Here is a 22,914-nt window from a genome sequence, read left to right on the forward strand (position 1 = left end):
CACCAGACCTCACGAGAAGGGTTGAACATGACCGAGCACTACATACCGGATGACCTGCCGGCGAAGATCCAGCACTACATCGGTGGCGAACTGGTCGACAGCCTCTCCGGCAAGACCTTCGACGTCCTCGACCCCGTCACCAACCAGGTGTACGTGACGGCGGCGGCTGGACAGCGGGAGGACGTCGACCGCGCTGTCGAGGCCGCACGGCATGCCTTCGAGACCGGACCATGGCCGGGTATGGTGCCGCGGGAACGGGCCCGGGTGCTGAACCGGATCGCCGACGCCGTGGAGGCGCAAGACGCCCGGCTGGCCGAGATGGAGACCTTCGACACCGGGCTACCGATCACGCAGGCACTGGGCCAGGCCCGCCGGGCGGCCGAGAATTTCCGGTTCTTCGCCGACCTGATCGTGGCGCAGGCCGATGACCTCTATAAGGTTCCGGGGCGCCAGGTCAACTACGTCAACCGCAAACCGGTCGGCGTAGCCGGGCTGATCACCCCGTGGAATACGCCATTCATGCTGGAGAGCTGGAAGCTCGCGCCGGCGTTGGCCTCGGGGTGCACCGTGGTGCTCAAACCCGCGGAGTTCACCCCGCTGTCGGCCAGCTTGTGGGCTGGTATCTTCCGCGAGGCGGGACTACCCGACGGGGTGTTCAACCTGGTCAACGGCTATGGCGAGGAGGCCGGCGACGCTCTGGTGCGGCATCCGGACGTCCCGTTGATCTCCTTCACCGGCGAGACCACAACGGGCCAGGTGATCTACCGCAATTGCGCCACGCACCTCAAAGGGATGTCGATGGAGCTGGGCGGGAAATCGCCGGCGGTGGTGTTCGCCGACGCCGATCTCGACGCGGCCATCGACTCCACTCTTTTCGGAGTGTTCTCGCTCAACGGGGAACGGTGCACCGCCGGTAGCCGGATCCTGGTGGAACGCGCGGTCTACGACGAGTTCTGCCAGCGGTACGCCGCCCGGGCCCGGAACATCGTCGTCGGCGATCCACATGATCCGAAAACCGAGGTCGGCGCCCTCGTGCATCCTGAGCATTACGAGAAGGTGATGCGGTACGTCGAACTCGGGAAACAGGAGGGTCGCTTGCTGGCCGGCGGTGGCCGCCCGGAGGGCTTGGAGCATGGCAACTACGTCGCGCCCACCGTCTTCGCCGACGTTCCGGCCGACGCGCGGATCTTCCAGGAGGAGATCTTCGGCCCGGTTGTGGCGATCACCCCGTTCGACACCGACGAGCAGGCGCTGACGCTGGCCAACGGGGTCAAGTACGGCCTGGCGGCCTACATCTGGACGACCGACCTGGCCCGGGCGCACACCTTCGCGCAGCGAGTGGAGGCCGGCATGGTGTGGCTGAACTCGCACAACGTGCGTGACCTGCGGACCCCGTTCGGTGGGGTCAAGGCGTCCGGGCTCGGGCATGAGGGCGGCTACCGCTCGATCGACTTCTACACCGATCAGCAGGCGGTGCACATCACGCTTGGTGACGTGCACACCGCCCGCTTCGGTGCCGGGCCGGGCGACGGCGAGCGTCCTTCCACCTGATTACGGCACGAGCACATCGCCAGAGAGGTTCTCATGACAGACGCGACATCCATTAGGCCCACGGTCCCGCCGCCGGACGTCATCCGGTGTGCCTACGTGGAGTTCATCGTCAGCGACCTGGCCGCCAGCCGCGAGTTCTATGTGGACGTGCTCGGCCTCGTCGTGACCCACGAAGACGCCGACGCGTTGTACCTGCGGGCGTTCGAGGAGTATCTGCACCATTCGATCGTCCTGCGCAAGGGACCGGTGCCGGCGCTGAGTGTGCTGGCCTACCGGGTACGTAGTGCCGCTGAGCTCGACGTCGCCGAGGAGTACTACCGCCAGTTGGGCGTCAGGGTGGAACGTCGCGCGGCAGGGGCCATCCGGGGCATCGGCGAGGCGGTGCGGATCGAGGATCCGCTGGGGTTCCCGATCGAGTTCTTCTACGACGCCGAACACCGGGAGCGTTTCACCCAGCGTTACGACGCACACGGCGCCGGTGCTATCGCGCGGCTGGACCACTTCAACGTCAACACACCGGATGTCCCGGCGGCTAGGGCGTATTACGAGGGTCTCGGGTTCCGGGTGTCGGAGGACATCAAGGACGACGAGGGGACGGTTTATGCCGCGTGGCTGTTCCGTAAGCCGACCGTGCACGACATCGCGCTGACCGGCGGTGATGGGCCGCGGCTGCACCATGTCGCGTTCGCGACCCACGAGCGTCACCAGATTCTGCACATCTGCGATCACCTCGGTGCGCTGCGGCGATCGGACATGATCGAGCGGGGTCCGGGCCGGCACGGGGTGTCCAACGCCTTCTATCTGTATCTGCGCGACCCGGACGGGCACCGAATCGAGATCTACAGCCATGACTATTACACCGGGGATCCGGACAACCCGGTGATCTCCTGGGACGTCCATGACAACCAGCGTCGAGATTGGTGGGGCAACCCCGTCGTGCCGAGCTGGTACACCGACGCGTCGCTGGTGCTCGACTTGGATGGCAACGTCAAGGAGACCGTGGAGCGGACCGACTCGAAGGAGATGGACGTCACTATCGGCGCCGACGGGTTCTCCTACACCCGCAAGAACGACACCGAGCAGGGGTTCAAGCTCGGCACCCAGGTCTGACCCGCCCCTCCCTGTCTCCCTCCCTCCCGTGATCATTGGCTTTTAGCTACCGGATCCGGTAGCTAAAAGCCAATGATCACGGGAGGGAGGGAGACAGGGAGGCGATCATGGGAGGAAGGTTGGGCGGGCCATGGTGAGGCCCGACGGATTCTCGTGCAGCACGGTGAAGCCGAGGTGGCGGTAGAAGCCGATCGCGTTGGTGTTGGTCGCGCCCACACCGAGGTGCACCCCGGTGGCCCCGACGTCGTGCAGCGCGGCCAGCAGACGGCGCATGAGGATGCGGCCGAAGCCGCGGCCCTGGGTCCGTGGGAGCAGGTCGATGTGCAAGTGTGCCGGGTACTCGGCGACGACGTCGTCCCGCGCCACGGGTGGCCGGTGGATGAGCCGGGCGAACCGCGCATCGATGGTGTCGTCCGGGAACGAACCCACGGGATACCGCTCGCGTAGCCGCGGCCACCAGCGTGCCTCGCAGAGCTTCTCGAAACCGCGGGTGTCTCGCGCCCCCAGCACATAGCCGGCGACACCGTCGTCGTCCTCGACCACAAAGGCCAGGTCGGGCTCGAACGCCAGATATGGCCCGACGTAGATCTCCCCGAGGATGCGCGGATCGGTGAAGGCTGCGCCACCACCCGGGCCGGTCTTCAGGCAGATCTCGTACAGCGTGTCGTCGTCCCCGCTGCGATAGGGCCGTACCTCCATGGCGTCGAACCTATCCAGTTCACTGCGGATCCGAGAAACTCCGTGCTGTCCGCGGTGGTGTTGCGGCCCGGATGAGAGTCATTCATCGCGACGTCGCTCGATGAGGGCGTTCACCAGGCCCGCCGCTGTAGCGGCATCGTCGACGACGATAACGGTTCGCTGCCCGCTCGTCCGGTCGAGGACGATGGCTGGTCCGCCCCGAAGAACGTAGGCGGAGGCGCCGCGGTACGGGCCGAACGCCGCGATCCGATAGCCGTACCCGCCGAAGTGCCGCAGCGGATGGATCTCGGCGACCTGAGCGCTGGTGATCTCCTCCAGTGGGGTGCGGAACCGTGGCCACCCCCACCGTCCGGCGACGGTGACCCCGTGCCGATCGACTGTGACGCGGATCGAGAACATGAACGACGTCAGGAGCGCCAGCACGATGGTAATGATCAGCAGCCACCACTGCCGCGACACGAAGGCCGCCATTGCCGTCACCGCCACCGCGATCACGAGACCGGCCAGCGTTGCGCTGCCGGCAGCCACCGAGCGGTTCCAGCTCACTAGCTCGGAGCCGTCGATGGTGAGGTGGGGAGCCGATCCGGCCGGTGCCGGTGCCGGCCGCCTCCAGCGTGGTATCACGACGACGGCGACGACGGCCGCCAGGGCCGCGACGGCGATCCCACCCACGATGGCCCATGGGGTGATGGTGGCGTCGGCTGCATCCGCGAGTCCTCGCTGGTGCCCGACGAGGCCAACCATGAGTGCGGTGACGAAGCCCGCCGTGCCGCTGGCGGTGCCGGCCGCCGTGCGCACGATCGTCGGCTCGGTCCGCCCTGCCGCGCAGAGAGCGAGACCCAGGATCGCGAACACCACGCAGAAGCCGATGAGTGTCAGTGCGACGCCAGTGACACTGGAGAATCCGTCCGCGCCGCCGGTGCCCCAATGGGTGGCCACCCGGTTGGGGAGGTCGTCGCGCCAGCTCAGCACGGTTAGTGCGCCCACGACGCCGATGACGGCCGGCAGGACTCCCGTGGCCAGGACGATGCGTCCGGTGGGGCGGGGCCGGCCGGCGGTTGCCGTGTCTGTCATGGTCGTCCTCCGTGTGAAGCGATGTGCGGTGTTGGTCCGGATGATGGGTGGGCAGAAACCCGATGTGATGGCTGGTTGACGTGGCTGGCGGGTCAGTCGGGTTGACCTGAGGGGGCCGCCTGGGGCGTCGGTCAGGTGGGGGCGTCACCGAGCTGCGCGTGGTACTCGTGGTCGATCATGGTGGTGAGGCTGTCCATCCCGATGCCGAGCCGGCGGGCTCGGTCGACGGCATGTCGGATCGCCTCCTGGAGCTCGGCCAGCCCGCTGCCGGCGTGTTGGGTGACGACGGCTCCACGCCCGCGCCGTAGCTCGATGAGTCCTTCGTCCCGCAGCACTTGGTAGCTGCGGAGCGCGGTGTGCATGTTGACGCCGAGCGACTGTGCCAGCTCCCGTGCTCCGGGTAGGCGCTGACCAGGGCTGATCTCCCCGCGTGCGGCGGCGCCGCGGATCGCCGCGGCGAGCTGGGCGAACAGCGGTTCCGTCGACGTAGGGTCCAGCCGGATCAACATAGGGCGAGTCTATTGTTCTAGTTCTAATAGAACAAATTCCGCCGGAAAGAATCGTATCGGCCCGGTGGGTAGACGGCGCCGCGCGTTGCGGTACCGTCTCGTCATGGTTGATCTCGACCGCCCGTCGCCGCCGGTCGCTAAACGCGTGCCCCATACCCGTGACGTTCACGACGATCCCGTCGCCGACGAATACGCCTGGTTGTTGAACCGGGACGATCCGGACACCATCGCGTACCTTGAGGCGGAGAACGCCTACACCGAGGTCATGACCGCGCACACGAAGGCGCTACAGGGTGAGATCTTCGACGAGATCAAGGCCAGGACCCTCGAGACCGACCTGTCCGTCCCGTCCAGGCGCGGCGACTGGTGGTACTACACCCGCACCGTCGAGGGCCAGCAGTACCCACTCCATTGCCGGGCTCGAACCGAACCACCACTACCAGCCGATCCGGCCGACCCCCTTGATCCGCCGGCCGACGAGCAGGTGCTGCTCGATCAGAACGAGCTGGCTGGAGACTCCTCGTACTTCGCCCTAGGCGCACTCGACGTCAGCCCCGACGGACGCCTCCTGATCTTCTCCACCGATTACGACGGCGGCGAGAAGTACACCCTCCGGGTCAAAGACCTGGTCAGCGGGGCCGTCTTGGCAGACGAGATCCCCGGCACCTATTACAGCACCGCATGGTCGGCCGACGGCTCCACCGTGTTCTACACCACCGTCGACGACGCCATGCGCCCGTACCGGGTGTGGCGACACCGCCTCGGCACGGCACCTGCGGACGACGAGATCGTGCACCAGGAGGACGACGAGCGTTTCTTCGCTGGGGTGGGGCTCACCCGCAGCGACACCTACCTCGTCATCTCCGTCGACAGCCAGGTCACCAGCGAGGTACGGGTCCTCGAGGCGGATACGCCGGGTGGTGAGTTCCGCATCGTGGAGCCCCGCCGGCAGGGTGTCGAGTATTCGGTCGACCACTCCGGTGACTATTTCTACATCGTGCACAACGACGGTGCCGCGGACTTCGAGCTGGCCCGGGTGCCCGTAGCATCGCCGGGACGGGCCCATTGGCAACCGGTCCTTCCGCACCGGCCCGGTACCCGAATCGTCGACGCCGATTGTTTCGCCGATCACGTTGTTGTCTCACTACGCCGGGACGGCAGCACCGGCCTACACGTCATCCCCCTGGAGAACGGCACCCCCGGGGTGGGCGCCGACATCACCTTCCCGGAGGAAGTGCGCACCGTCCGGGCTGGGCGTAACCCAGAGTTCCGCACGTCGACGTTTCGGCTGGGCTATACGTCGCTGGCCACTCCAGGGTCGGTGTTCGACTACAACGTCGACACCCGTGAGCTGACGTTGCGCAAACGTGAGCCGGTGCTGGGCGACTTCGACCCGGATCGCTACGAGACGGTCCGCGACTGGGCGACGGCGGACGACGGCACCCGGATCCCACTCTCCATCGTGCGCCGGCGGGACACCCCAGCCAACGGCACCGCGCCATGTGTGCTGTACGGCTACGGCTCCTACGAGAGTTCGATGGACCCGTGGTTCTCCATCCCCCGGCTCTCCCTGCTGGACCGCGGTTTCGTTTTCGCCATCGCCCACGTACGCGGTGGCGGCGAGATGGGTCGCGCCTGGTATGACAACGGCAAGATGTTGACGAAAAAGAACACGTTCACCGACTTCGTCGCCTGCGCTGAGCACCTCGTCAAGGCCGGCTGGACGGCCCGGGACCGACTGGTCGGCCGGGGTGGAAGTGCGGGTGGTCTGCTCATCGGGGCGGTGGCGAATCTTGCCCCGGACACGTTCGCCGGGCTGGTCGGTGAGGTGCCCTTCGTCGATCCCCTGAACACCATCCTCGACCCCTCGCTCCCGCTTACCGTCATCGAGTGGGAGGAATGGGGCAACCCGGTGGAGTCCGCCGAGGTCTACCGGTACATGAAGTCCTACTCGCCGTACGAGAACGTCGCCGCTCACCCGTACCCGGCGATCCTCGCTACGGCCGGGCTGAACGACCCCCGTGTCGGGTATCACGAGCCGGCCAAATGGGTGGCCCGACTACGTACTACCGCCACTAGTACCCGTCCGATCCTGTTGAAGACGGAGTTGGGTGCGGGGCATCGCGGACCGTCCGGTCGCTACGATGCGTGGCGGGATGAAGCGTTCACGCTTGCTTTCATCATTGACACGGTCGCTTGATCCCCCTTGCTTATATGTGGATTTTCGGAATGATGTACTACGCCCGCTGACGAGGCGGGCTAACTACGTCATGGGGAGCCCACGTGTCCAATTCGTTCGATATCAAGTCGCTGCCGCTGGCGCGGCAGATCGCGCTGCTCGGCGGTTTGCTGCTGTTCATCTCGCTGTTCTTCCCTTGGGTACGCGCGAGCGCCGACATGGGCGGCTTCGGTTCGGTCAGTGGCAGCGCCAGCGGTTGGGACGGGATCGGGACGCTAGTCGGGATCCTGGTCATCCTGCTGGTCGCCTGGGAGGCAGCGCGCCTGCTCGGGGTGACGAGCCAGGTCAAGATCAACGCGGATCTCGTGACGGCCGGTCTCGCGGCGCTGACCGCGCTGTTCGGTCTGATCCAGTTCATCCGCTCGCTGACGCAGAGCCCGGGAATCCCCGGGGTGAGTGTTGGCCCGCACATCGGCGCGTTCCTCATCCTGATCCTCAGTGCGGCCCTCGGCTACGCCGCGTTCCTGTCGTACCAGTCGGCCGGCGGATCGGCCGCGCTGCAGAACCTCAAGACGCAGACGGCTGAGGCTGGCCCGGCTGCCCCGCCCGCGCCGCCCGCTGGTGGCCAGGCCCCGCCGCCTCCTGCGGCTCCGGAGGCGCCGCACGGCGAGGACGACCGTCCGGCAGGTCCGACCCCCAGCTGATCCCTGACGCCGCCTATGCGGCAACGAATCTTTACCACTCACCTGGGTAACCCTTGCTGCGGGAGATACGTCACGCAGCTGGCAGGTGAGCGCGAATGTCTGGATCGGTTGATGAACCCAACATCCGTCATGTGCAGTCGACCTCGCAGCTCGTCGCGGACGCGGCCGAGCAGTCGTCCCGCCTCGTACGCGATGAGATCCGCCTAGCGCTGGCGGAGATGCGCGAGAAGCCCAAGTCCGTGGGTATCGGGCTTGGGCTTTTCGGCACTGCGGGTCTTTTCGCGCTTTACGGTGTCGGAGTACTGATCGCCGCGGGTATCTTGGCGCTCGCACTGGTGTTGCCCGCGTGGGCCGCCGCGTTGATCGTCGCCGTTGTTCTTTTCGTGGCGGCGGGGATCGCCGGTCTCGTCGGCAGGCGGGCGGCACAGCGGGCGAGACCAGTGCCTGAGCAGGCGGTGGAGAACGTCCAGCGGGATATCGAAGAGCTGCGAGAACGGGGGACACGGTGACCGAGCGACAGACCATGCCACCGGAACCGCCGAAGGGCGCGGGTCCTGACGAGATCATCGCCGACATAGAGCGCACCCGGGCGCACCTCGGTGACACCGTTGAAGAGCTGGCCGACCGGGCCACCGCCCGAGGGCGGGAGGCCGCATACCTGGCCGGTGGGCTCGTGGCCGCTGCGGCGGTGTTGGTCGCGGCCGCCCTGTGGTGGCGCCGCCGACGGGCGACGTGATGGCACAACAGCCAGGCAGCGAATCCGAACCCGGTGCGTCGGACCCGCCTGAACCTGATGGGCGAGCCGCCACCGGCATGCCGGTCAAGGACGTCTTGAGGCGCGTTCTCCGCAAGTTCTCCGCCGACCAGTGCACCGACCTGGCTGCGGCCTTGACCTACTACTCGGTGTTGGCCCTGTTCCCGGCCATCGTCGCCGTGGCGTCGATTCCCGCGCTCATCGGTCAAGAAGCGGACGCCACCGACGCGATCCTGGACGTGGTTGACGACGTAGCACCCGCACTCGTCGACGATCTTCGTGGCCCCATCGAGCAACTGGCCCAGGTGCCGGCGGCTGGGGTGGCGCTCGTGATCGGCCTGCTCGGAGCCTTGTGGGCCGCATCGGGTTATGTCGGCGCGTTCGGCCGGTCGATGAACCGGATCTATGGCGTGGCCGAGGGGCGACCGTTCTGGAAGCTGCGTCCGGTTGTGTTGCTGGTGACGGCGGCGACAGTGCTGCTCGTGGCACTGGCGATGCTCATGCTGGTAGTCACGGGTCCGATGGCACGGGCTATGGGCGACGCGATTGGTGTGGGCGACGCCGCCGTGACCGTCTGGGAGATCGCGACCTGGCCGGTGCTGGTTCTCGTCGTCATGACCATCTTCGCCATCCTGTACCAGGCCACTCCCAATGTCCGGCTGTCTCGCTGGCGATGGATCAGCGCGGGCGCCGTGCTGGCATTCGTGGTGTGGGCCGTGGCATCGGCCGGATTCGGGTTCTACGTGGCCAACTTCGCCGACTACGACCGCACCTACGGCTCACTGGCCGGTGTGATCATTTTCCTGCTGTGGTTGTGGATTACCAACCTGGCGCTGCTGTTGGGTGCGCAGCTGGACGTGGAGTTGGAGCGGGTCCGAGAGCTCCGGGCCGGACTGGCCGCCGAGGAGACCCTGCGGTTGCCGCCGAAGGATACGAGAGCCAGCGACAAGACAGCAGCCAAGTATGCCGACGACGTGCGCCAGGCCCGCGAGTTCCGTCAGCGTGCGGGCTCAGCACGGCAGACGGCCGACCCGTCGAGCAAGCTCGGGCCCGACGGCTGATCATGGCGAGTAGGCTCGGGCCCGACGGCTGATCGCGCGATCGTGAAGGTGATTGGCCAGTCCCCCGCTCCAGCCGGCGACCCGGGCCAGCAGCAGCGCCGTGCGATCCAGCCAATGCGCCCGGCGCAGAGCAGCCCGTTCGGTGGTGCGGGCCCGCTTGAGAGCGCGGGCAGCGCTCATCTGTGCCGCATGCCGGTGCCGCTCGTGGCCTTCGTGGCGGTGGAGGAAGTGGTAATGGTCGGTGGAGTACATGGCGAACGCTCCTAGCGCAGCGGCGAGTGGCTGCGGATGATGGCGATCGAACCGCTGACGGCTCGCGCGGAAATGGTCGCCGTCGGCTCGGAGCTATCCGGCGCGGAGGTCTCGTCGAGCTCGGACCGGACCCGTCCGGACACGGTGGAGCAGTCGAGTTTGGCGACTGTGCCCACGGCTACCCCGGCGGTGATATCGCCGGAGGCGGTCTTGGCCCCCAAGGAGCCTTGGGTCATGTGGCGGACTCGGACGTCGCCGGAGGCAGTTTGGATCTCGACGGCGGACATGGTGGTACTGATCTCGACGTCGCCCGACGCCGTCCGGAGCCCGCCATCCGCGACGATGTCGTCGATCTTGAGATCGCCCGAGGCAGTGTTGGCATCGATCCGGCCCGAGCAGCCTTGGATGTGGACGTCGCCGGACCCCGAGTTGACCTCCGCGGACGTGACCTGGGCGATGCGGATGTCTCCGCTGCCGGTTTTGACGCTGGTGGCCTGCGCGTCGCTGACCGCGACATCCCCGGACCCGGTGTTCAGGGAACAGTTCCCCAGGCCACCGCCGGCTTGGATGCTGGCCGAGCCGGTCCGGACGGAAACGAGGCTGTCGTGTGGAACAACAACAACGATGTCGAGCTGGAGATCGGGCAAGAGCGACGGCCCCGCGTCTTTCTGGGAGAGGTCGATGAGGAGTTCGTCGTCCTGGTGGTGGACGATGGCGTGCTCGATCACCACCCAGGCGTCTTCGTCACCGGGCACGCTGGGCTGGATGTCGACCTTGGCCTCGGTCACGTCCGCGGCGTTGACCTCGACCCGACCGGCACGTGAGTTGATGGACAGGGCGAGTGGGTTGGGCGCGGGGAAGGTACGGGGAAACGTGGATGCCATGGGATGCTCCTGATCTGGCCTGATATCTGGTCTAGCGGGCCCAGCCGGAGAGGCGCCGGCCGACGTTGATGTGGACACCGGTCTGCGGGTTGATGTGGATCCCGGCCGATGGACCGTCCAGTGCCTGGCCGATGGCGCGGACCAGCCACGCGTTGACCGAAAGCCCTTCCGTGGCCGCGGCCTCTTCGACGCGGGCTTTGAGGCTCTCCGGCAGTCGAAGCGACACCCGGGAGGTGCCCTCGTCCGGTTCCGGGGCGGGCGGCGGCGTTGGTGGTTCCGGCGGAGGTGGCGGAGCGAATCCGGCGCCGTGATCGTCGGTCACGACGAAGTCAGGGTTGCCGCCGCGCATGCGGACATCCACTGACACGCCGTCGAGTTGTGTGGTGATGTCCGCGGCGGCATCACCGAACGCCTCGATGAGGGTCAGCCGCAGCGATGGTTCCACGGCGTAGGACAGCCGATCCGCGGCTTCCCGGACATCGTCGGCAGCGGCCTGAGCCGCGGCGGCTAGTGCTTGCCGGAGTGACGATACATACGGCGAAAGCTCCATGACGTCACTATGACACCATGGAGACGTCATGTCAACGCCATCATGGCGTCACGACTTGCTAGTGAGGCGTCAAAGTGGAGTCACGGCGGCGTCGTCGACGTCGCGCTCACCCGCCGCCCCGGTTTTGTTGTCAGGCCGGATGGCAGGTCGGTGGTGCGCGGGTAACATGTGCCGGTGTGACGATGGGCGTCGGGCTGGAGATGACGGCCGTCGCGGCGGGGCAGGTGACGTTGTCCGACCGCCGGACGCAGCGTCGCTGGTTGGTCGAGCTGGCGCCGTATCTGATGGCGACCGTACCTGTCACCCAGCACCAGTACGCGGCCGTCGCCGGCGAACATCCGAGCGCCGCCCGTGGCGACCAACTCCCGGTCGAGAGTGTCTCCTGGTTCGACGCGGTCCACTTCTGCAACACCCTGTCCCGGATGGAGGCACGGACGCCCGCCTACCACCTCGACCCGGCGGCTGGAAACGTCGAATGGGATCACGACGCCGACGGTTACCGGCTGCCGACCGAAGCCGAGTGGGAACACGCCTGCCGGGCCGGCACGTCAGGTCCCCGATACGGGAATTTGGACGAGATCGCGTGGTACCGCGAGAACTCGGCCGGGCGGATCCACGATGTCGCTGGCAAGCAGCCCAACCCGTGGGGGTTGTACGACACCCTGGGGAACACCTGGGATTGGTGCTGGGATGTCTACGACGCCGAGGTGTACGGCACCTACCGGGTGCTCCGTGGTGGCGGGTGGTTCGACGAGCATTGGAGCTGCCGTGCCTCGGTTCGCCGGCGGAGCCATCCGTCGTTGCGGATCGACGACGTCGGGTTCCGGGTCGCTCGCTCGATCTGACTGGGGAGTCAGGGGGAAGGTGTCTGCTGGGTGCCTCGGCGCACGCCCGCGAGGAGCAGCTGGGCAACGTCCACCACGTCGACGTTCTCGCCTTGGCCGTTGGCCTGCGCTTCGGTGAGACCGTCGGACAACATGACCCGGCAGAACGGGCAGCCGACTGCGATGGACCCCGACACTTCGCCGTTCTGTGCCGCCGGACCAGCCAGCGTGTTCAACGCTTCCTCCGTGCGTTCGGCATTGATCCGTTTGCCGATCCGCTCTTCCATCCACATCCGGGCGCCACCAGCCCCACAGCAGAACGACGTCGATCCGCTACGAGGCATCTCCCGGTACTCCACCCCCGGCAAGGCACCGACCAGCTCACGTGGCGGCTCGTAGACCTTGTTGTGCCGGCCGAGGTAACACGGGTCGTGGTAGGTGACCGAGCGCCCGGCCACGGCACCTTCGGGTGGTGCCACCGGGGTGAGTTTGCCCTCTCGGACCAGCCGGTTGAGTAGTTGTGTGTGGTGCACGACCTCAAGCTCCAAGCCGAGCTGCTGGTACTCGTTCTTCAAGGTGTTGAAGCAGTGCGCACACGTCGACACGACCCGGACCGTCTTGGTCTCCCGCAGCACCTCGACGTTTTGCAACGCGAGCTGCTGGTACAGGAATTCGTTGCCGGAGCGTCGGGCCGGGTCTCCGGTGCAGGTCTCGCCGTCGCCGAGGACCGCGAACGTCACCCCGGCGGTGTGGAGAAGCTCCGCCACGGCCTGGGTGGTCTTCTTGGCGCGGTCCTCGAACGCACCCGCGCAGCCGACCCAGAACAACCACTCGACCTCGTCCAGCGACTCGACGTCGACGCCGACCTGCTTGACCTCGAAGGGCAGCGCGGCGGCCCACTCCATCCGCTTGGACGCGTTCATACCCCAGGGGTTGCCGGACTTCTCGAGATTCTTGAACAGGCCGTTGAGCTCGCTGGGGAACTCCGTCTCGATCAGCGCCTGGTAACGACGGAGGTCGAGGATGTGATCGACGTGTTCGATGTCGACCGGGCATTGTTCGACGCACGCACCGCAGGTGGTGCACGACCACAGGACGTCGGGGTCGATGACCGCGCCGCCGCTGGGCAGCGACGGGTCGCCTTCGGTGGGGCCGACGAGCGGCCGTTCGGCTTCGGCCAGCGCCTCGGCCGGGACCTCGGCGAGCTGCTCGGGGGTACCCCGCTCGTCGCCCATCATGTCTTTGCCGCCGCCGGCGAGCAGGTACGGAGCCTTGGTGTAGGCGTGGTCGCGTAACTGCATGATGAGCAGCTTGGGCGAGAGGGGTTTGTCGGTGTGCCATGCCGGGCACTGCGACTGGCACCGGCCGCACTCGGTGCAGGTGGTGAAGTCGAGTAGGCCTTTCCAGGAGAAGTCTTCGACTCGCCCGACACCGAGGGCGGCGTCTTCGTCGAGATCGTCGATGTTCTCGAAGTCGACCGGCTCGCCCTTGACCGCGAGTGGCTTGGCTGCGCCGAGCGCTGCGGCGCCGTCGGCGTTGCGCTTGAAGAAGATGTTGAAGAAGGCCAGGAAGCGGTGCCACGCCACGCCCATGGTCAGGTGCCAGGAGAGGACGGCGAAGAACAACCAGGAGACGGTGATCTTGATAGCAGCTACGACGTGGACGATCATTTCCACGTCCGTCGTTGCCACGCCCGAGAAAGCCTCACCGATGAAGAACGTCAACGGGAAGTGGGAGGCGTCGCCCATCAGGCGGTATTCCAGCCCGCGCAGCAGCAGGATGGACGCGGCGATGGCGCTAATGGTGATCTCGGCGTAGTACGCCTGCCAGAACGTCGAGCCGAAGAACCGCGAGCGCCGGCCGGTCTCGCGCGGGTGGCTGACCTGGCGGATGACGGTCAAGGTCAGGATGCCGAGGAGGGTCAGCCAGGCGAACGCTTCCAGCAGCCATTCCAACGGGTGCCAGTGGCCGATCAGCGGCAACGCGAACTCGGCGTCGAACAGCTGCCCATAGGCGGTCACCAGCGTGACGACCAAGAGGTAGAAGCCGAGCGCGACCCCCCAGTGGGCCACACCCACCAGCGGCTTCTTGAGCATCTTCGTGTGCCCGAAGTACTCCTTGGCGACGGTGGCGATCCGACGGCCCGGCTGGTTGGTCCGGCCCGGTTCAGGCTGCCCCAGGCGGATGACCCGGAACATCCGGATCACTGCGTCGGTCAGCACCACCAGTGCGAGCGCGGTGACACCCAGCGATACAGCGATGGCGACGAACTGCATGGCGGCCAGGCTCCCTTCTCGTGCCCACATCGCCGGACCGGGATGTTCGATCCAGCAGAAACCAGACTACCCGCCAGTAACTTAGGTGTCCGCCCGGTGGAAGTTGAGGAACGAGCGGCTGGGAGTTGGACCCCGCTGGCCTTGGTAGCGTGAACCGTACCGATCCGAACCATACGGCGTCTCGGCCGGACTGGTCAGTGAGAAGAAGCACAACTGACCGATCTTCATGCCGGGCCAGAGTTTGATCGGCAACGTCGCGACGTTGGAGAGTTCCAATGTGACGTGGCCGTTGAAACCAGGATCGATGAACCCCGCGGTGGAGTGGGTGAGCAGGCCCAGCCGGCCCAGCGACGACTTTCCTTCGAGGCGGGCCGCTACGTCGTCGGCGAGTGTGACGACCTCCCAGGTGGACGCCAGGACGAACTCCCCGGGGTGCAGGATGAACGGCTCACCATCGATTGGCTCGACGAGGCGGGTCAGGTCCGGCTGCTCCTCGGCCGGGTCGATGTGCGGATACCGGTGGTTCTCGAAGACCCGGAAGTAGCGATCGAGCCGGACGTCGATGCTTGAGGGCTGGACCATCTCAGCGTCGAACGGTTCGAGGACGACCCGCTTCTTCTCGACGGCGGCTTTGATGTCCCGGTCGGAAAGCAGCATGCTCGGACGATACCGGATCGACCCAGTCCAGGAAGGGCAAGGGCAGCGGCTAGGGGAGACCTATGCTCCGGTCAGCACGGTTCGTCGTTCTCGATGACATCCTCGGACACCATCCACTGCCCGAGTTGTGGGTCGACCATGGCACTGATGACGGCGGTGGCGTTGCCCTGTTCGCCCCTCACGGGGTGTTCACCTGCGTCGTCGACGAAGGTGAGATCAGTGCCGTCGAGACAGCCACCCAGGAGCACCTGGAACTCGTCGCTATGTTCGAGTTCGAGGTGGACGATGAGCTCGCCGCTGTACCGCAGTCCGTTCTCTGCTTGGTAGTCGATAGAGCTCTCGAGGCTGTCCACCAACGACGGGTAGGCGAGCTCTTCGATACGCTCGTCGAACTCGACTTCACGCAGAGCTGTGCGCCGTTCGCGGAGATAATCGATATACACCGCCACGGCCGGTCCAGCGTCCTCCGGAATGTCGCTAGGCTCAACGATGGTCAGCCCAGCCTCGGGAAACTGGTGTGTCTGTCCTCCCGCACCCACCGAGATGTCGGTGTTGGGCAACCCGGAATCGCTAGCGTCGGCACCCTGTGTCGACTCTTGGTCGGACGGCTCGTCCACATGGTCATCCGCCTCGTCGTCGGGTTCGGATTCTGGCGTGGCGGCACGAGGTTCGTTCCCAGCCGGGGCGGGTGAGTCGGTCTGGTCCAACCCCGCCGGTTCGGTGGTGTCGCCACTACAGCCGACGAGGGCCAGGCCGGCCAGCACCGTTGCGCTCAAGGCGGTGCGGAGTCGGCCAGCAGCTTCCATGCGCATGTCACAACCTCGTCAATCAAACAAACCGAACACCCACGGAAGCCGTCCCGTGCCCGCTCTAGCCGATGACGCGAGCCTGGACCTCCGCGACCGGAACAGCGAACTGCGCTTCTGTGGTTTGCGGGTCCAGGGGTCCTTGCGGCTCACCGTTGTAGGACCAGTCGACGGACCAGAAGCTACGGGCGCTCACCTGGGTCACCTGGCCGGGTTGGTTCGCACTGGACCGCTGGAAGGTCAAGTTGCAGTCCGAAGACGCGCCGGGAGCCCAGGCGATACCGAAGCCATCACAGGTGACGGATTCGGCGGTGGCCGCTGAGAAGCCCATCTCACTCAACGTTGCCTCGACTGTGGCACGGTGTCCGGCGGCTTCGGCATGCACGTCGAGTTCGACCGGGCCGTCATCGAGCCAGAACCAGGTAGGTATGTTCACCAGCGTGGCGCCGTCACCCTGCCGTTGTGGGTTCCAAGAGACGTCCGGGTCCGGCAATCGCATCGCGTCGTGCGCGATCTCCAGCAGAAACTCCGGCGGAATGTCTGGAACCGGCTCCGGGTCACCCGCTTCTACGTAGACCGTCGGTGTGTTCTCCCACCACTCGTCTAGGTACTCGGCGTACTCGTCGATTGTGCCGTTGAAGTTCTGCTGGCTACAGCGCTTGTGCCACCAGCGGCCGTCTTCGTCATCCTTGTGCTCTTCGAGGTCTTCGAGCGTCAGTTCATTGGTTCCAAAGGGATTCTGGTGCCAGTCGCGCTTCTCCCACGCTTCCTTTCCGCTCCACAACTCGAACCGATAACACGGTGGTCGGACCCACGTGTTGTTGCCAGGGATCTCGTAGCCGTCTTCACCCGCTGTGATGCCGGTACCCCACACGCTCACCCGGAGGTACCCGTCCTTGGACGATCCTTCGGCGTTGTTGTCACAGGTCTCAAAGGTGCACCGAGGCTTCAGCTCTTCCTGCGCATGTGCCGCCGGTGTGATGGCCAAGAGCGAGCTGGAGGTCAGGACGATCGATAGCGCGCCAGCAACCAGAACCTTAGGCGGGCTCACTCGGCTGAACGCTGGCCCATGTGCGAGTTTGGGCATAACTCAACCCTCTCGATGACAGCGACGATCTCCGCCGACGCCGATCACGTTCCTCCGCAGTCGAGGACGAACGTAACAGAGATCGTGACCAGAAGACAGAGGTTCCCCGTCCCGTTGTCGAACGAGACGGGGAACCGTCAGCACAGCAGTGAGAAAGACCTCAGCCGCTGTTGTGTTACAGGGTGCCGGCCTTCAGGTTGTCGACGAACTCCTGGTTGTCGGCGATCCATTCGGCCACCGCGGCCTCGTGGTCGTCGCCGTCGTAGTGGTCCTCGCTGAACATGATGTTCTCCAGCTCGGCGAGTTCGTCAGGGGTCATCGAGAGGTTACGAACCAACTGCGCGACGTTCGGGAAGTCAGCCTCGAAACCCGACCGGGCGAAGTTGTAGATGAACTCCGTCTCGCCCAGTGCACCCTCGGGGTCTTCGAGGTCCCGGATCGGGAAGGCGTCGTAGGCCCAGTGCGGGTGCCACAGGGTGACCACGACGTTCTCGCCGTCGTCGAGGGATGCCTGCAGCTGCGCGAGCATGGCCGGCGTGGACGAGTCGAGGAAGCTCCAACCCCCGGCTTCGAGCTCATAGGTGGGGAAGACCACGTTGTCGGTGATGTCGGTCAACCCGGCGCCGGCGTCGATGCCATAGACGGCCGAACCGGTGAACTCGTCAGCGTAGTCGGCCAGCTCAGCCAGCGACTGCACGGGAGCATCTTCGTTGACGGCGATGGTGAGCTTGGCGTTGTCGTACCAGCAGCCCAGGCTTTCCAGGTCGTCGCCGTACTGTTCGAGGTACTGCGGGTGAGTTACGGGAAGCCAGCCGTCGGTCATGAAGTCGATGTCGCCAGCGGCTACACCCGCGTAGGTGACACCAGCCTCGAGCTCCTCGAAGTCCACGGAGTAACCCATGTCCTGGAGGACCGCCTGGAACAGGTAGGCCGACGCGTAGGACTCGTCCCAACCGTCGAAGATGCCGATGGTCAGGTCGGTTTGGTCGTCCCCGGTCCCTTCCGGATCGGGAATAGCCGCGGCGCCCTCGGTGGTCGTGCAGGGCGCCCAGGCGGCGGCGTCGAAGTCGCCGTTGTCAGCCGGCTCGTCGACCGGATCGTCATCCGGATCCTCGTCCGGGTCCTCATCTGGGTCGTCGTCGCCAGGCGCCGTGACGTCGGCGTCATCTGTGGCGTCGTCATCCGAGCCACAGGCGGCGAGTACGAGCCCGCCCGCGACGAGGCCAGCGGCCAGTGCGGTGAGCTTGGACTTTCGCATTGTTCCTCTCCCCTAACTTGTTATGTGGGACTTAGAGCTTCCGCCAATAGATGCTGGCGGGCTGAGTCAGCGGATAAGCATCGCCTGGCTTCGTTGTCGTCGTCGATCGATGGCTCCGCATCGACCTCCTCCTCCGCCTTGCCATGCTCGCTCCTCCACTAGCTCAGCTCCACCGATCTATTGGCGGAAGCTCTTACACGGTCCGGGTGTTCAGTCCCGGACCCGGCTGGCCCGGACCACAGGTGCCCGATCCGCGAGCGCAGCAACGACTCGGTCGAGATAGATCGCCAGGATCACGATCGCCAGCCCTCCTTCCACTCCGAGGGCCAGGTCGACCCGGGTCAGCGAGGACCTCACCTCGCGGCCGAGCCCGTGGGCGCCGATGAACGCCGTCAGGACGACCATCGACAGGGCAAGCATGATGACCTGGTTGATGCCGGCCATGATGGTGGGCATGGCCAGCGGGAGCTGGATCTGCCGGAGAATCCGCCGTGGGGTGGAGCCGAAGGCCTGTCCGGCCTCGACCACCTCGGAGTCCACCTGGCGGATCGCGAGTTCGGTGAACCGGACGCCGGGCGGCATGGCGAAGACGATGGTCGCGACGATGCCGCCGGTGACGCCAACGCCGAAGGCGACGATAGCCGGAACCAGGTAGACCAAGGGCGGCATGGTCTGCATGAAATCCAGAATCGGCCGGACGGCGTTGCTCACCGAGGTGGACTTCGCTGCCCAGATGCCGACCGGTACTGATATCAGTACCGCAATACCGGCCGCGACGAGCACCATCGCCAGCGTGTACATCGCCTCGCTCCATTGATCCACCGAGGCGATGACGTAGAAGCCTATGACGGTGAAGACGGCGAGCTTCCATGACCGTACCGTCCACGCGAGTGCGGCGAACAGCGTGATCATGATCAGGAAGTGTGGTGCCTCCAGAACGGTGTCTACGGCGTCGAACGCGCCTTCGAGCACGGCCTGGAGGCCATCGAAGATGATCGAAAACGTCCGGACGAACCATCTAATCGCATCTTCGATCCAGTCACCGAGATCGATCCGCGGGTCGAGCGGGTCGAACGAATCAGTTCTGATCACGTTCCACCTCCGCGGCATCCTGCACGGCTAGCTGTTCGGCGACGGTACGGGCCCCCATGGGATCCACGGTGTCGTGTGTTCCGGGCCCGTCCGCCGGCTGGCCAGGTGGAGGACTCTCACTCGCGACGCTGGCGGCCTCCGCACTGTGAACCACGTCGGCGATGCTCGCCATCGCATTGAGCAGAGTGACCCGGGGTACGACGCCAACGAGCCGTTTCTCGTCGTCGATGACGGCAAGTGGGAGCTGTGACTCCGCCGCGGGTGCGAACAGGTCGACCAGGTAGGCGTCTTGGTGGACGGACGCCACATTCGCGTCGATGATCGACTCCAAGGTGGTGTCGCCACGTTTCACCGCGCTCACGACCTCTTTGTCATACACGACGCCGTGCAGTTTGTTGTCGCGCCGCCCGACGGCGAACGCGGCGGTCATCTGCTTCTCGCGCATGGCGTGCTGAGCTTCGCGGGGCCCGGCGTTGGCGTTGACGGTGTACTGCGCAGGCTCCATGACGCTGGACGCGGTGAGTACCCGGGTGCGGTCGACGTCGGCGACGAACTGCGCGACGTAGTCGTTGGCGGGGTCGTTGAGAACTTCTTCGGCGGTGCCGATCTGCACGATACGGCCGTCGCGCATGACCGCGATGCGATCACCGAGCCGCATGGCCTCGTTGAGGTCGTGGGTGATGAAGACGATGGTCTTGTTCAACGAACTCTGCAGCTGGACCAGTTGGTCCTGCATCTCCCGCTTGATCAGCGGATCGAGCGCGGAGAACGCCTCGTCCATCAGCATGATGTCGCTGCCGGCCGCTAGCGCCCGGGCGAGCCCGACCCGCTGCTTCATGCCGCCGGACAGCTGGACCGGGAACTTGTCTTCCCAGCCGGCCAGTCCGACCATCTCCAGCGCCTCGCCGGCCTTCGCCCGCCGCTCTGTTTTGTCGACGCCCTGGATGTCGAGGGCATACGCGGCGTTTTCCAGCACCGTGCGGTGCGGTAGCAGAGCAAAATGCTGAAAGACCATGCTGATCTTCTGCTTGCGTACCCGGCGCAACTCGGAGTCGCTGATGTTGGCGATGTCGATGCCGTCGACGAATACATGCCCGTCGGTGGCCGGCCACAACCCATTCAGCATGCGGATCAGCGTGGACTTACCCGACCCGGACAGGCCCATGACGACGAAGATCTCGCCGGGTTGCACCTCGAAGCTCGCGTCGATGACGGCCGCCGTGGCTCCGAGCTTGGCGACCTCCTCGCGGCTCGCTCCTTCTTTGAGTCGACGCACTGCTTGTTCGGCTCGTCGACCGAACACTTTGTACAGTCCTTCCGCGCGAACCGCGGCCAAAACCTCACCTCTCGTTCGTCGGCCACGCGACACACCGGGGATACCGGCCGGGCGTTCGGGGCGCCGGTCAGGCAGCCCGTGAGCCACGCGACTAGTCGACCGAGTCGGGTCTGACCTGTGCTTCGACAGTGAAGCCGGACACCGCCACACGGCGCTGGCCAAATGATGCGGGTAGGCACCACTCGACCAGTCCGGGAAACCCCCGCCTCGGTCCTGGTCCAGTGCACCACGCTATACGAACGGTTTACTCGTCCGCACCTGGCGGGGCATGAGGACGCCACAATGTGTGGTGATCGAGACGAGATCGCAACCAGTCATCTCACCGTCCGGAACACCGGGGATGACGTGCTCAGCCGCTGCGCAACGCGGTGATCGGCTCGATCGTCGACGCCCGCCATGCGGGATATGTGCCGGCCACCAGGCCGATAAGCGCACCGAGCAAGGGGGCGGCCGCGGCCAGCCGTTCGTCCAGCAGTGGGGTCCAGTCTTGGACTACCGCCACACCGATGGTGACGAACACACCGATCGCGGCTCCAATGAGTCCGCCGAGGAAGCCGATCATGACGCTCTCGGCGACGAACTGGCCGGCGATGTGGCGCCTCGTCGCTCCCACCGACCGGCGCAGGCCGATCTCGGCGACCCGCTCCATCACCGATAGCAGGGTGATATTGGCGATCCCCAGTCCACCCACCAGTAACGCCAGGCCGCCCAACGCCAGGAACACCGCGTTCACGTCGGTCGACACATCGGCCCGGAGCGAACTCGGCGCCGGCGGCGCTGTCACGCTGAGCAGACTGGGGTTGTTGGGCGCGATAGCCAGCGCAGCCTGTTGGCCGATCAGCTGTGCGGCACCGAGGACGGTACGGACCTCCAGCGCATCGGGTGCCTCGAGCCCGTATCTGGTGATCGCCGTTCCCATCGGGAGGATCACCGCGTCGAGGAGGTCGGTGCGGGCCGACGTCCGATCGAGGATACCGATCACCGTGTACGGTCGGTCGCCGATGAACACCGTCGGCATGGCTTCGATGCGGGTGATACCCAAACGTTCGGCCGCGTACCGGCCGAGCACTACGACGTCGTCGCCGCGTTCATCGTGCCCGCGGTCGAAGAATCGGCCCGTTCCGATCACGCCATTAACGGCGTCGACCAGCCCAGCGGAGGCGGCGACCACCGGAATATCGTGGTCGATCGTGCCGCGGGGATCGTGGATCGGGAGCCCACGTACTCGAGCCCTCTCGATGTCGACCTGGGCGTATATGCCGGCAGAGGCGACACCGGCCAGCCGGCCCACTCGGTCGGGAGCATCCCACGGCAACCGGGTGGCCTGTATCGAACCGTCTCGCCCTTCCATCTCGTCGGGTTCGACGACCACCCTGGTGGCGGCCATTTGGTCGAAACGCTCCGAAATCTGCCCGGACGCGGTCTGGCCCAGTCCCACGGTCGACACCAGGGCGGCCACTCCGACCACTGTGCCAAGGGTGGTCAGGAGGAGCCTGGACGGGCGCGCCGCGATTCCCGCGAGGGCCTCGGTCATGAGGTCGCGGAGGCCGAACCTGAACTTCACGTGGCCGCCTCCGGGGTCGGGACGTCGTCCCACTGCTCCGTGAGCGTGCCGTCGGCGATCCGGACCCTACGGTCCGCACGGTAGCTGACGTCGACGTCGTGGGTGATGACGGCCAGAGTGAGGCCCTCGGCATGGAGTTTGTCGAAGACGTCGAGCACGGTATCGGCGTTCCCGGAGTCGAGGTTTCCAGTGGGTTCGTCGGCGAGGAGGAGCGTCGGTTGGGCGGCGAGGGCCCGTGCGATGGCGACCCGCTGCCGTTCCCCACCGGACAACGTCGTTGGCTCGAAGTTGAGCCGGTGACTCAGTCCGACCCGCTCCAGGGTCGCCCGGGCCCGGTCGATCCGGTCCCGTCGGGAGATCGGCCGGTAGAGCATCGACAGGGCGACGTTCTCCAGCACCGTCCGGTACGGCAGCAGGTGGAACGCCTGGAACACGAAACCGATCCGTTCACCGCGGAGCATCGACCGGCGCCGCTCGGACAGGCTGCGCACGTCGACCCCGTCCAGCCGATAGGTGCCCGCCGTCGGGCGATCCAGCAGGCCCAACAGGTGCAGGAGGGTCGACTTACCCGAGCCGGACGGCCCGACGATCGACAGGTACTCGCCGTCCATGATCCTGAGGTTCACGTCGCGGACCGCTTCCACCTCAGGGGGCCCGGGGAATGAGCGCTGAATCCCGATCATCTCC

Annotated in this window: 23 protein-coding genes; 8 read left to right on the plus strand and 15 right to left on the minus strand. The window is 66.1% G+C overall.

Annotated features, from left to right (window positions below):
- Positions 1–27 precede the first annotated feature (27 nt).
- Both hpaE and hpaD read left to right on the plus strand, forming a co-directional pair.
- A complete protein-coding gene (hpaE, locus tag G8760_RS03400; protein ID WP_166346587.1) occupies positions 28–1,551 on the plus strand; it encodes a 5-carboxymethyl-2-hydroxymuconate semialdehyde dehydrogenase in 1,524 nt (507 codons plus the stop codon).
- Positions 1,552–1,584: 33 nt separating this feature from the next.
- Entirely contained in the window at positions 1,585–2,661 is a 1,077-nt protein-coding gene (gene hpaD, locus G8760_RS03405; protein WP_166346590.1) for a 3,4-dihydroxyphenylacetate 2,3-dioxygenase, read from the plus strand.
- A gap of 105 nt (positions 2,662–2,766) precedes the next feature.
- Here the strand turns inward: hpaD and G8760_RS03410 are convergent, their stop codons facing one another.
- From G8760_RS03410 to G8760_RS03420, 3 genes are all read right to left on the minus strand, one after another.
- Positions 2,767–3,360: a GNAT family N-acetyltransferase gene (locus tag G8760_RS03410; RefSeq protein ID WP_166346593.1), complete on the minus strand. Its 594-nt coding sequence runs from the start codon at positions 3,358–3,360 to the stop codon at positions 2,767–2,769.
- 78 nt (positions 3,361–3,438) lie between these two features.
- Positions 3,439–4,434 (minus strand): DUF1648 domain-containing protein, encoded by a 996-nt coding sequence (locus G8760_RS03415; protein ID WP_166346596.1) that lies wholly within the window; start codon positions 4,432–4,434, stop codon positions 3,439–3,441.
- Between the two features lie 131 nt (positions 4,435–4,565).
- Complete coding sequence (locus tag G8760_RS03420; protein ID WP_166346601.1) at positions 4,566–4,943, minus strand: GntR family transcriptional regulator; 378 nt, start codon at positions 4,941–4,943, stop codon at positions 4,566–4,568.
- A gap of 103 nt (positions 4,944–5,046) precedes the next feature.
- Here G8760_RS03420 and G8760_RS03425 point away from each other — a divergent pair, with 103 nt between their 5' ends.
- The 5 genes from G8760_RS03425 (at position 5,047) to G8760_RS03445 (ending at position 9,641) form a co-directional block, all read left to right on the plus strand.
- Entirely contained in the window at positions 5,047–7,143 is a 2,097-nt protein-coding gene (locus G8760_RS03425; RefSeq protein WP_166346604.1) for a S9 family peptidase, read from the plus strand.
- An 83-nt stretch (positions 7,144–7,226) separates the two neighbouring features.
- Positions 7,227–7,826 carry a hypothetical protein gene (locus G8760_RS03430; RefSeq protein WP_166346607.1) on the plus strand — a complete coding sequence of 200 codons (600 nt, stop codon included), beginning with the start codon at positions 7,227–7,229 and terminating at the stop codon, positions 7,824–7,826.
- Between the two features lie 95 nt (positions 7,827–7,921).
- Positions 7,922–8,335, plus strand: a complete 414-nt coding sequence (locus G8760_RS03435) for a phage holin family protein (RefSeq protein ID WP_166346610.1) — start codon at positions 7,922–7,924, stop codon at positions 8,333–8,335.
- Positions 8,332–8,562, plus strand: coding sequence for a DUF3618 domain-containing protein (locus G8760_RS03440; protein WP_207781972.1), 231 nt, complete (start codon positions 8,332–8,334; stop codon positions 8,560–8,562). The genes G8760_RS03435 and G8760_RS03440 overlap by 4 nt, the downstream gene beginning before the upstream one ends.
- Positions 8,562–9,641 carry a YihY/virulence factor BrkB family protein gene (locus G8760_RS03445; RefSeq protein WP_166346613.1) on the plus strand — a complete coding sequence of 360 codons (1,080 nt, stop codon included), beginning with the start codon at positions 8,562–8,564 and terminating at the stop codon, positions 9,639–9,641. The genes G8760_RS03440 and G8760_RS03445 overlap by 1 nt, the downstream gene beginning before the upstream one ends.
- Here the strand turns inward: G8760_RS03445 and G8760_RS03450 are convergent, their stop codons facing one another.
- Genes G8760_RS03450 through G8760_RS03460 form a run of 3 tightly spaced genes read right to left on the minus strand, consistent with a single transcriptional unit; the run spans position 9,642 to position 11,327 of the window.
- Positions 9,642–9,893, minus strand: coding sequence for a hypothetical protein (locus G8760_RS03450; protein ID WP_166346616.1), 252 nt, complete (start codon positions 9,891–9,893; stop codon positions 9,642–9,644).
- Positions 9,894–9,904: 11 nt separating this feature from the next.
- Complete coding sequence (locus tag G8760_RS03455; RefSeq protein WP_166346619.1) at positions 9,905–10,777, minus strand: DUF4097 family beta strand repeat-containing protein; 873 nt, start codon at positions 10,775–10,777, stop codon at positions 9,905–9,907.
- A gap of 31 nt (positions 10,778–10,808) precedes the next feature.
- Complete coding sequence (locus G8760_RS03460) at positions 10,809–11,327, minus strand: toxin-antitoxin system HicB family antitoxin (RefSeq protein ID WP_166346622.1); 519 nt, start codon at positions 11,325–11,327, stop codon at positions 10,809–10,811.
- 182 nt (positions 11,328–11,509) lie between these two features.
- On the opposite strand from G8760_RS03460, the gene G8760_RS03465 reads away from it, so the two are divergent.
- The gene (locus tag G8760_RS03465; protein WP_246222446.1) at positions 11,510–12,172 is read left to right on the plus strand and encodes a formylglycine-generating enzyme family protein; all 663 of its coding nucleotides are present in this window, start codon (positions 11,510–11,512) and stop codon (positions 12,170–12,172) included.
- A gap of 8 nt (positions 12,173–12,180) precedes the next feature.
- On the opposite strand, the gene G8760_RS03470 is transcribed toward G8760_RS03465, so the two are convergent.
- The 9 genes from G8760_RS03470 to G8760_RS03510 form a co-directional block, all read right to left on the minus strand.
- Entirely contained in the window at positions 12,181–14,427 is a 2,247-nt protein-coding gene (locus tag G8760_RS03470) for a (Fe-S)-binding protein (protein ID WP_166346625.1), read from the minus strand.
- A gap of 81 nt (positions 14,428–14,508) precedes the next feature.
- Entirely contained in the window at positions 14,509–15,084 is a 576-nt protein-coding gene (gene dcd, locus G8760_RS03475) for a dCTP deaminase (protein ID WP_166346628.1), read from the minus strand.
- 71 nt (positions 15,085–15,155) lie between these two features.
- A complete protein-coding gene (locus tag G8760_RS03480) occupies positions 15,156–15,896 on the minus strand; it encodes a hypothetical protein (protein WP_166346631.1) in 741 nt (246 codons plus the stop codon).
- 58 nt (positions 15,897–15,954) lie between these two features.
- Positions 15,955–16,977: a hypothetical protein gene (locus G8760_RS03485; protein WP_166346634.1), complete on the minus strand. Its 1,023-nt coding sequence runs from the start codon at positions 16,975–16,977 to the stop codon at positions 15,955–15,957.
- Positions 16,978–17,152: 175 nt separating this feature from the next.
- Positions 17,153–18,235, minus strand: a complete 1,083-nt coding sequence (locus tag G8760_RS03490) for a glycine betaine ABC transporter substrate-binding protein (protein ID WP_166346637.1) — start codon at positions 18,233–18,235, stop codon at positions 17,153–17,155.
- Positions 18,236–18,445: 210 nt separating this feature from the next.
- A complete protein-coding gene (locus G8760_RS03495; protein ID WP_343074362.1) occupies positions 18,446–19,324 on the minus strand; it encodes an ABC transporter permease in 879 nt (292 codons plus the stop codon).
- A complete protein-coding gene (locus G8760_RS03500; protein ID WP_166346643.1) occupies positions 19,314–20,663 on the minus strand; it encodes a quaternary amine ABC transporter ATP-binding protein in 1,350 nt (449 codons plus the stop codon). The genes G8760_RS03495 and G8760_RS03500 overlap by 11 nt, the downstream gene beginning before the upstream one ends.
- A gap of 349 nt (positions 20,664–21,012) precedes the next feature.
- The gene (locus G8760_RS03505; protein WP_207781975.1) at positions 21,013–22,227 is read right to left on the minus strand and encodes an ABC transporter permease; all 1,215 of its coding nucleotides are present in this window, start codon (positions 22,225–22,227) and stop codon (positions 21,013–21,015) included.
- The gene (locus tag G8760_RS03510) at positions 22,224–22,910 is read right to left on the minus strand and encodes an ATP-binding cassette domain-containing protein (RefSeq protein WP_166348012.1); all 687 of its coding nucleotides are present in this window, start codon (positions 22,908–22,910) and stop codon (positions 22,224–22,226) included. The genes G8760_RS03505 and G8760_RS03510 overlap by 4 nt, the downstream gene beginning before the upstream one ends.
- Between the last annotated feature and the right edge of the window lie 4 nt (positions 22,911–22,914).

This window comes from Phytoactinopolyspora limicola, from assembly GCF_011320225.1.
In the GTDB taxonomy this organism is placed as follows: Bacteria; Actinomycetota; Actinomycetes; order Jiangellales; family Jiangellaceae; genus Phytoactinopolyspora; species Phytoactinopolyspora limicola.

What these genes read in the sequence shown, in the direction of transcription:
- hpaE (WP_166346587.1), top strand. Translation starts at nt 28, where the DNA reads ATGACCGAGCACTACATACCGGATGACCTGCCGGCGAAGATCCAGCAC.
- hpaD (WP_166346590.1), top strand. Translation starts at nt 1,585, where the DNA reads ATGACAGACGCGACATCCATTAGGCCCACGGTCCCGCCGCCGGACGTC.
- G8760_RS03410 (WP_166346593.1), bottom strand. Translation starts at nt 3,360, where the DNA reads ATGGAGGTACGGCCCTATCGCAGCGGGGACGACGACACGCTGTACGAG.
- G8760_RS03415 (WP_166346596.1), bottom strand. Translation starts at nt 4,434, where the DNA reads ATGACAGACACGGCAACCGCCGGCCGGCCCCGCCCCACCGGACGCATC.
- G8760_RS03420 (WP_166346601.1), bottom strand. Translation starts at nt 4,943, where the DNA reads ATGTTGATCCGGCTGGACCCTACGTCGACGGAACCGCTGTTCGCCCAG.
- G8760_RS03425 (WP_166346604.1), top strand. Translation starts at nt 5,047, where the DNA reads ATGGTTGATCTCGACCGCCCGTCGCCGCCGGTCGCTAAACGCGTGCCC.
- G8760_RS03435 (WP_166346610.1), top strand. Translation starts at nt 7,922, where the DNA reads ATGTCTGGATCGGTTGATGAACCCAACATCCGTCATGTGCAGTCGACC.
- G8760_RS03445 (WP_166346613.1), top strand. Translation starts at nt 8,562, where the DNA reads ATGGCACAACAGCCAGGCAGCGAATCCGAACCCGGTGCGTCGGACCCG.
- G8760_RS03450 (WP_166346616.1), bottom strand. Translation starts at nt 9,893, where the DNA reads ATGTACTCCACCGACCATTACCACTTCCTCCACCGCCACGAAGGCCAC.
- G8760_RS03455 (WP_166346619.1), bottom strand. Translation starts at nt 10,777, where the DNA reads ATGGCATCCACGTTTCCCCGTACCTTCCCCGCGCCCAACCCACTCGCC.
- G8760_RS03460 (WP_166346622.1), bottom strand. Translation starts at nt 11,327, where the DNA reads ATGGAGCTTTCGCCGTATGTATCGTCACTCCGGCAAGCACTAGCCGCC.
- G8760_RS03465 (WP_246222446.1), top strand. Translation starts at nt 11,510, where the DNA reads ATGGGCGTCGGGCTGGAGATGACGGCCGTCGCGGCGGGGCAGGTGACG.
- G8760_RS03470 (WP_166346625.1), bottom strand. Translation starts at nt 14,427, where the DNA reads ATGCAGTTCGTCGCCATCGCTGTATCGCTGGGTGTCACCGCGCTCGCA.
- dcd (WP_166346628.1), bottom strand. Translation starts at nt 15,084, where the DNA reads ATGCTGCTTTCCGACCGGGACATCAAAGCCGCCGTCGAGAAGAAGCGG.
- G8760_RS03480 (WP_166346631.1), bottom strand. Translation starts at nt 15,896, where the DNA reads ATGCGCATGGAAGCTGCTGGCCGACTCCGCACCGCCTTGAGCGCAACG.
- G8760_RS03485 (WP_166346634.1), bottom strand. Translation starts at nt 16,977, where the DNA reads ATGCCCAAACTCGCACATGGGCCAGCGTTCAGCCGAGTGAGCCCGCCT.
- G8760_RS03490 (WP_166346637.1), bottom strand. Translation starts at nt 18,235, where the DNA reads ATGCGAAAGTCCAAGCTCACCGCACTGGCCGCTGGCCTCGTCGCGGGC.
- G8760_RS03510 (WP_166348012.1), bottom strand. Translation starts at nt 22,910, where the DNA reads ATGATCGGGATTCAGCGCTCATTCCCCGGGCCCCCTGAGGTGGAAGCG.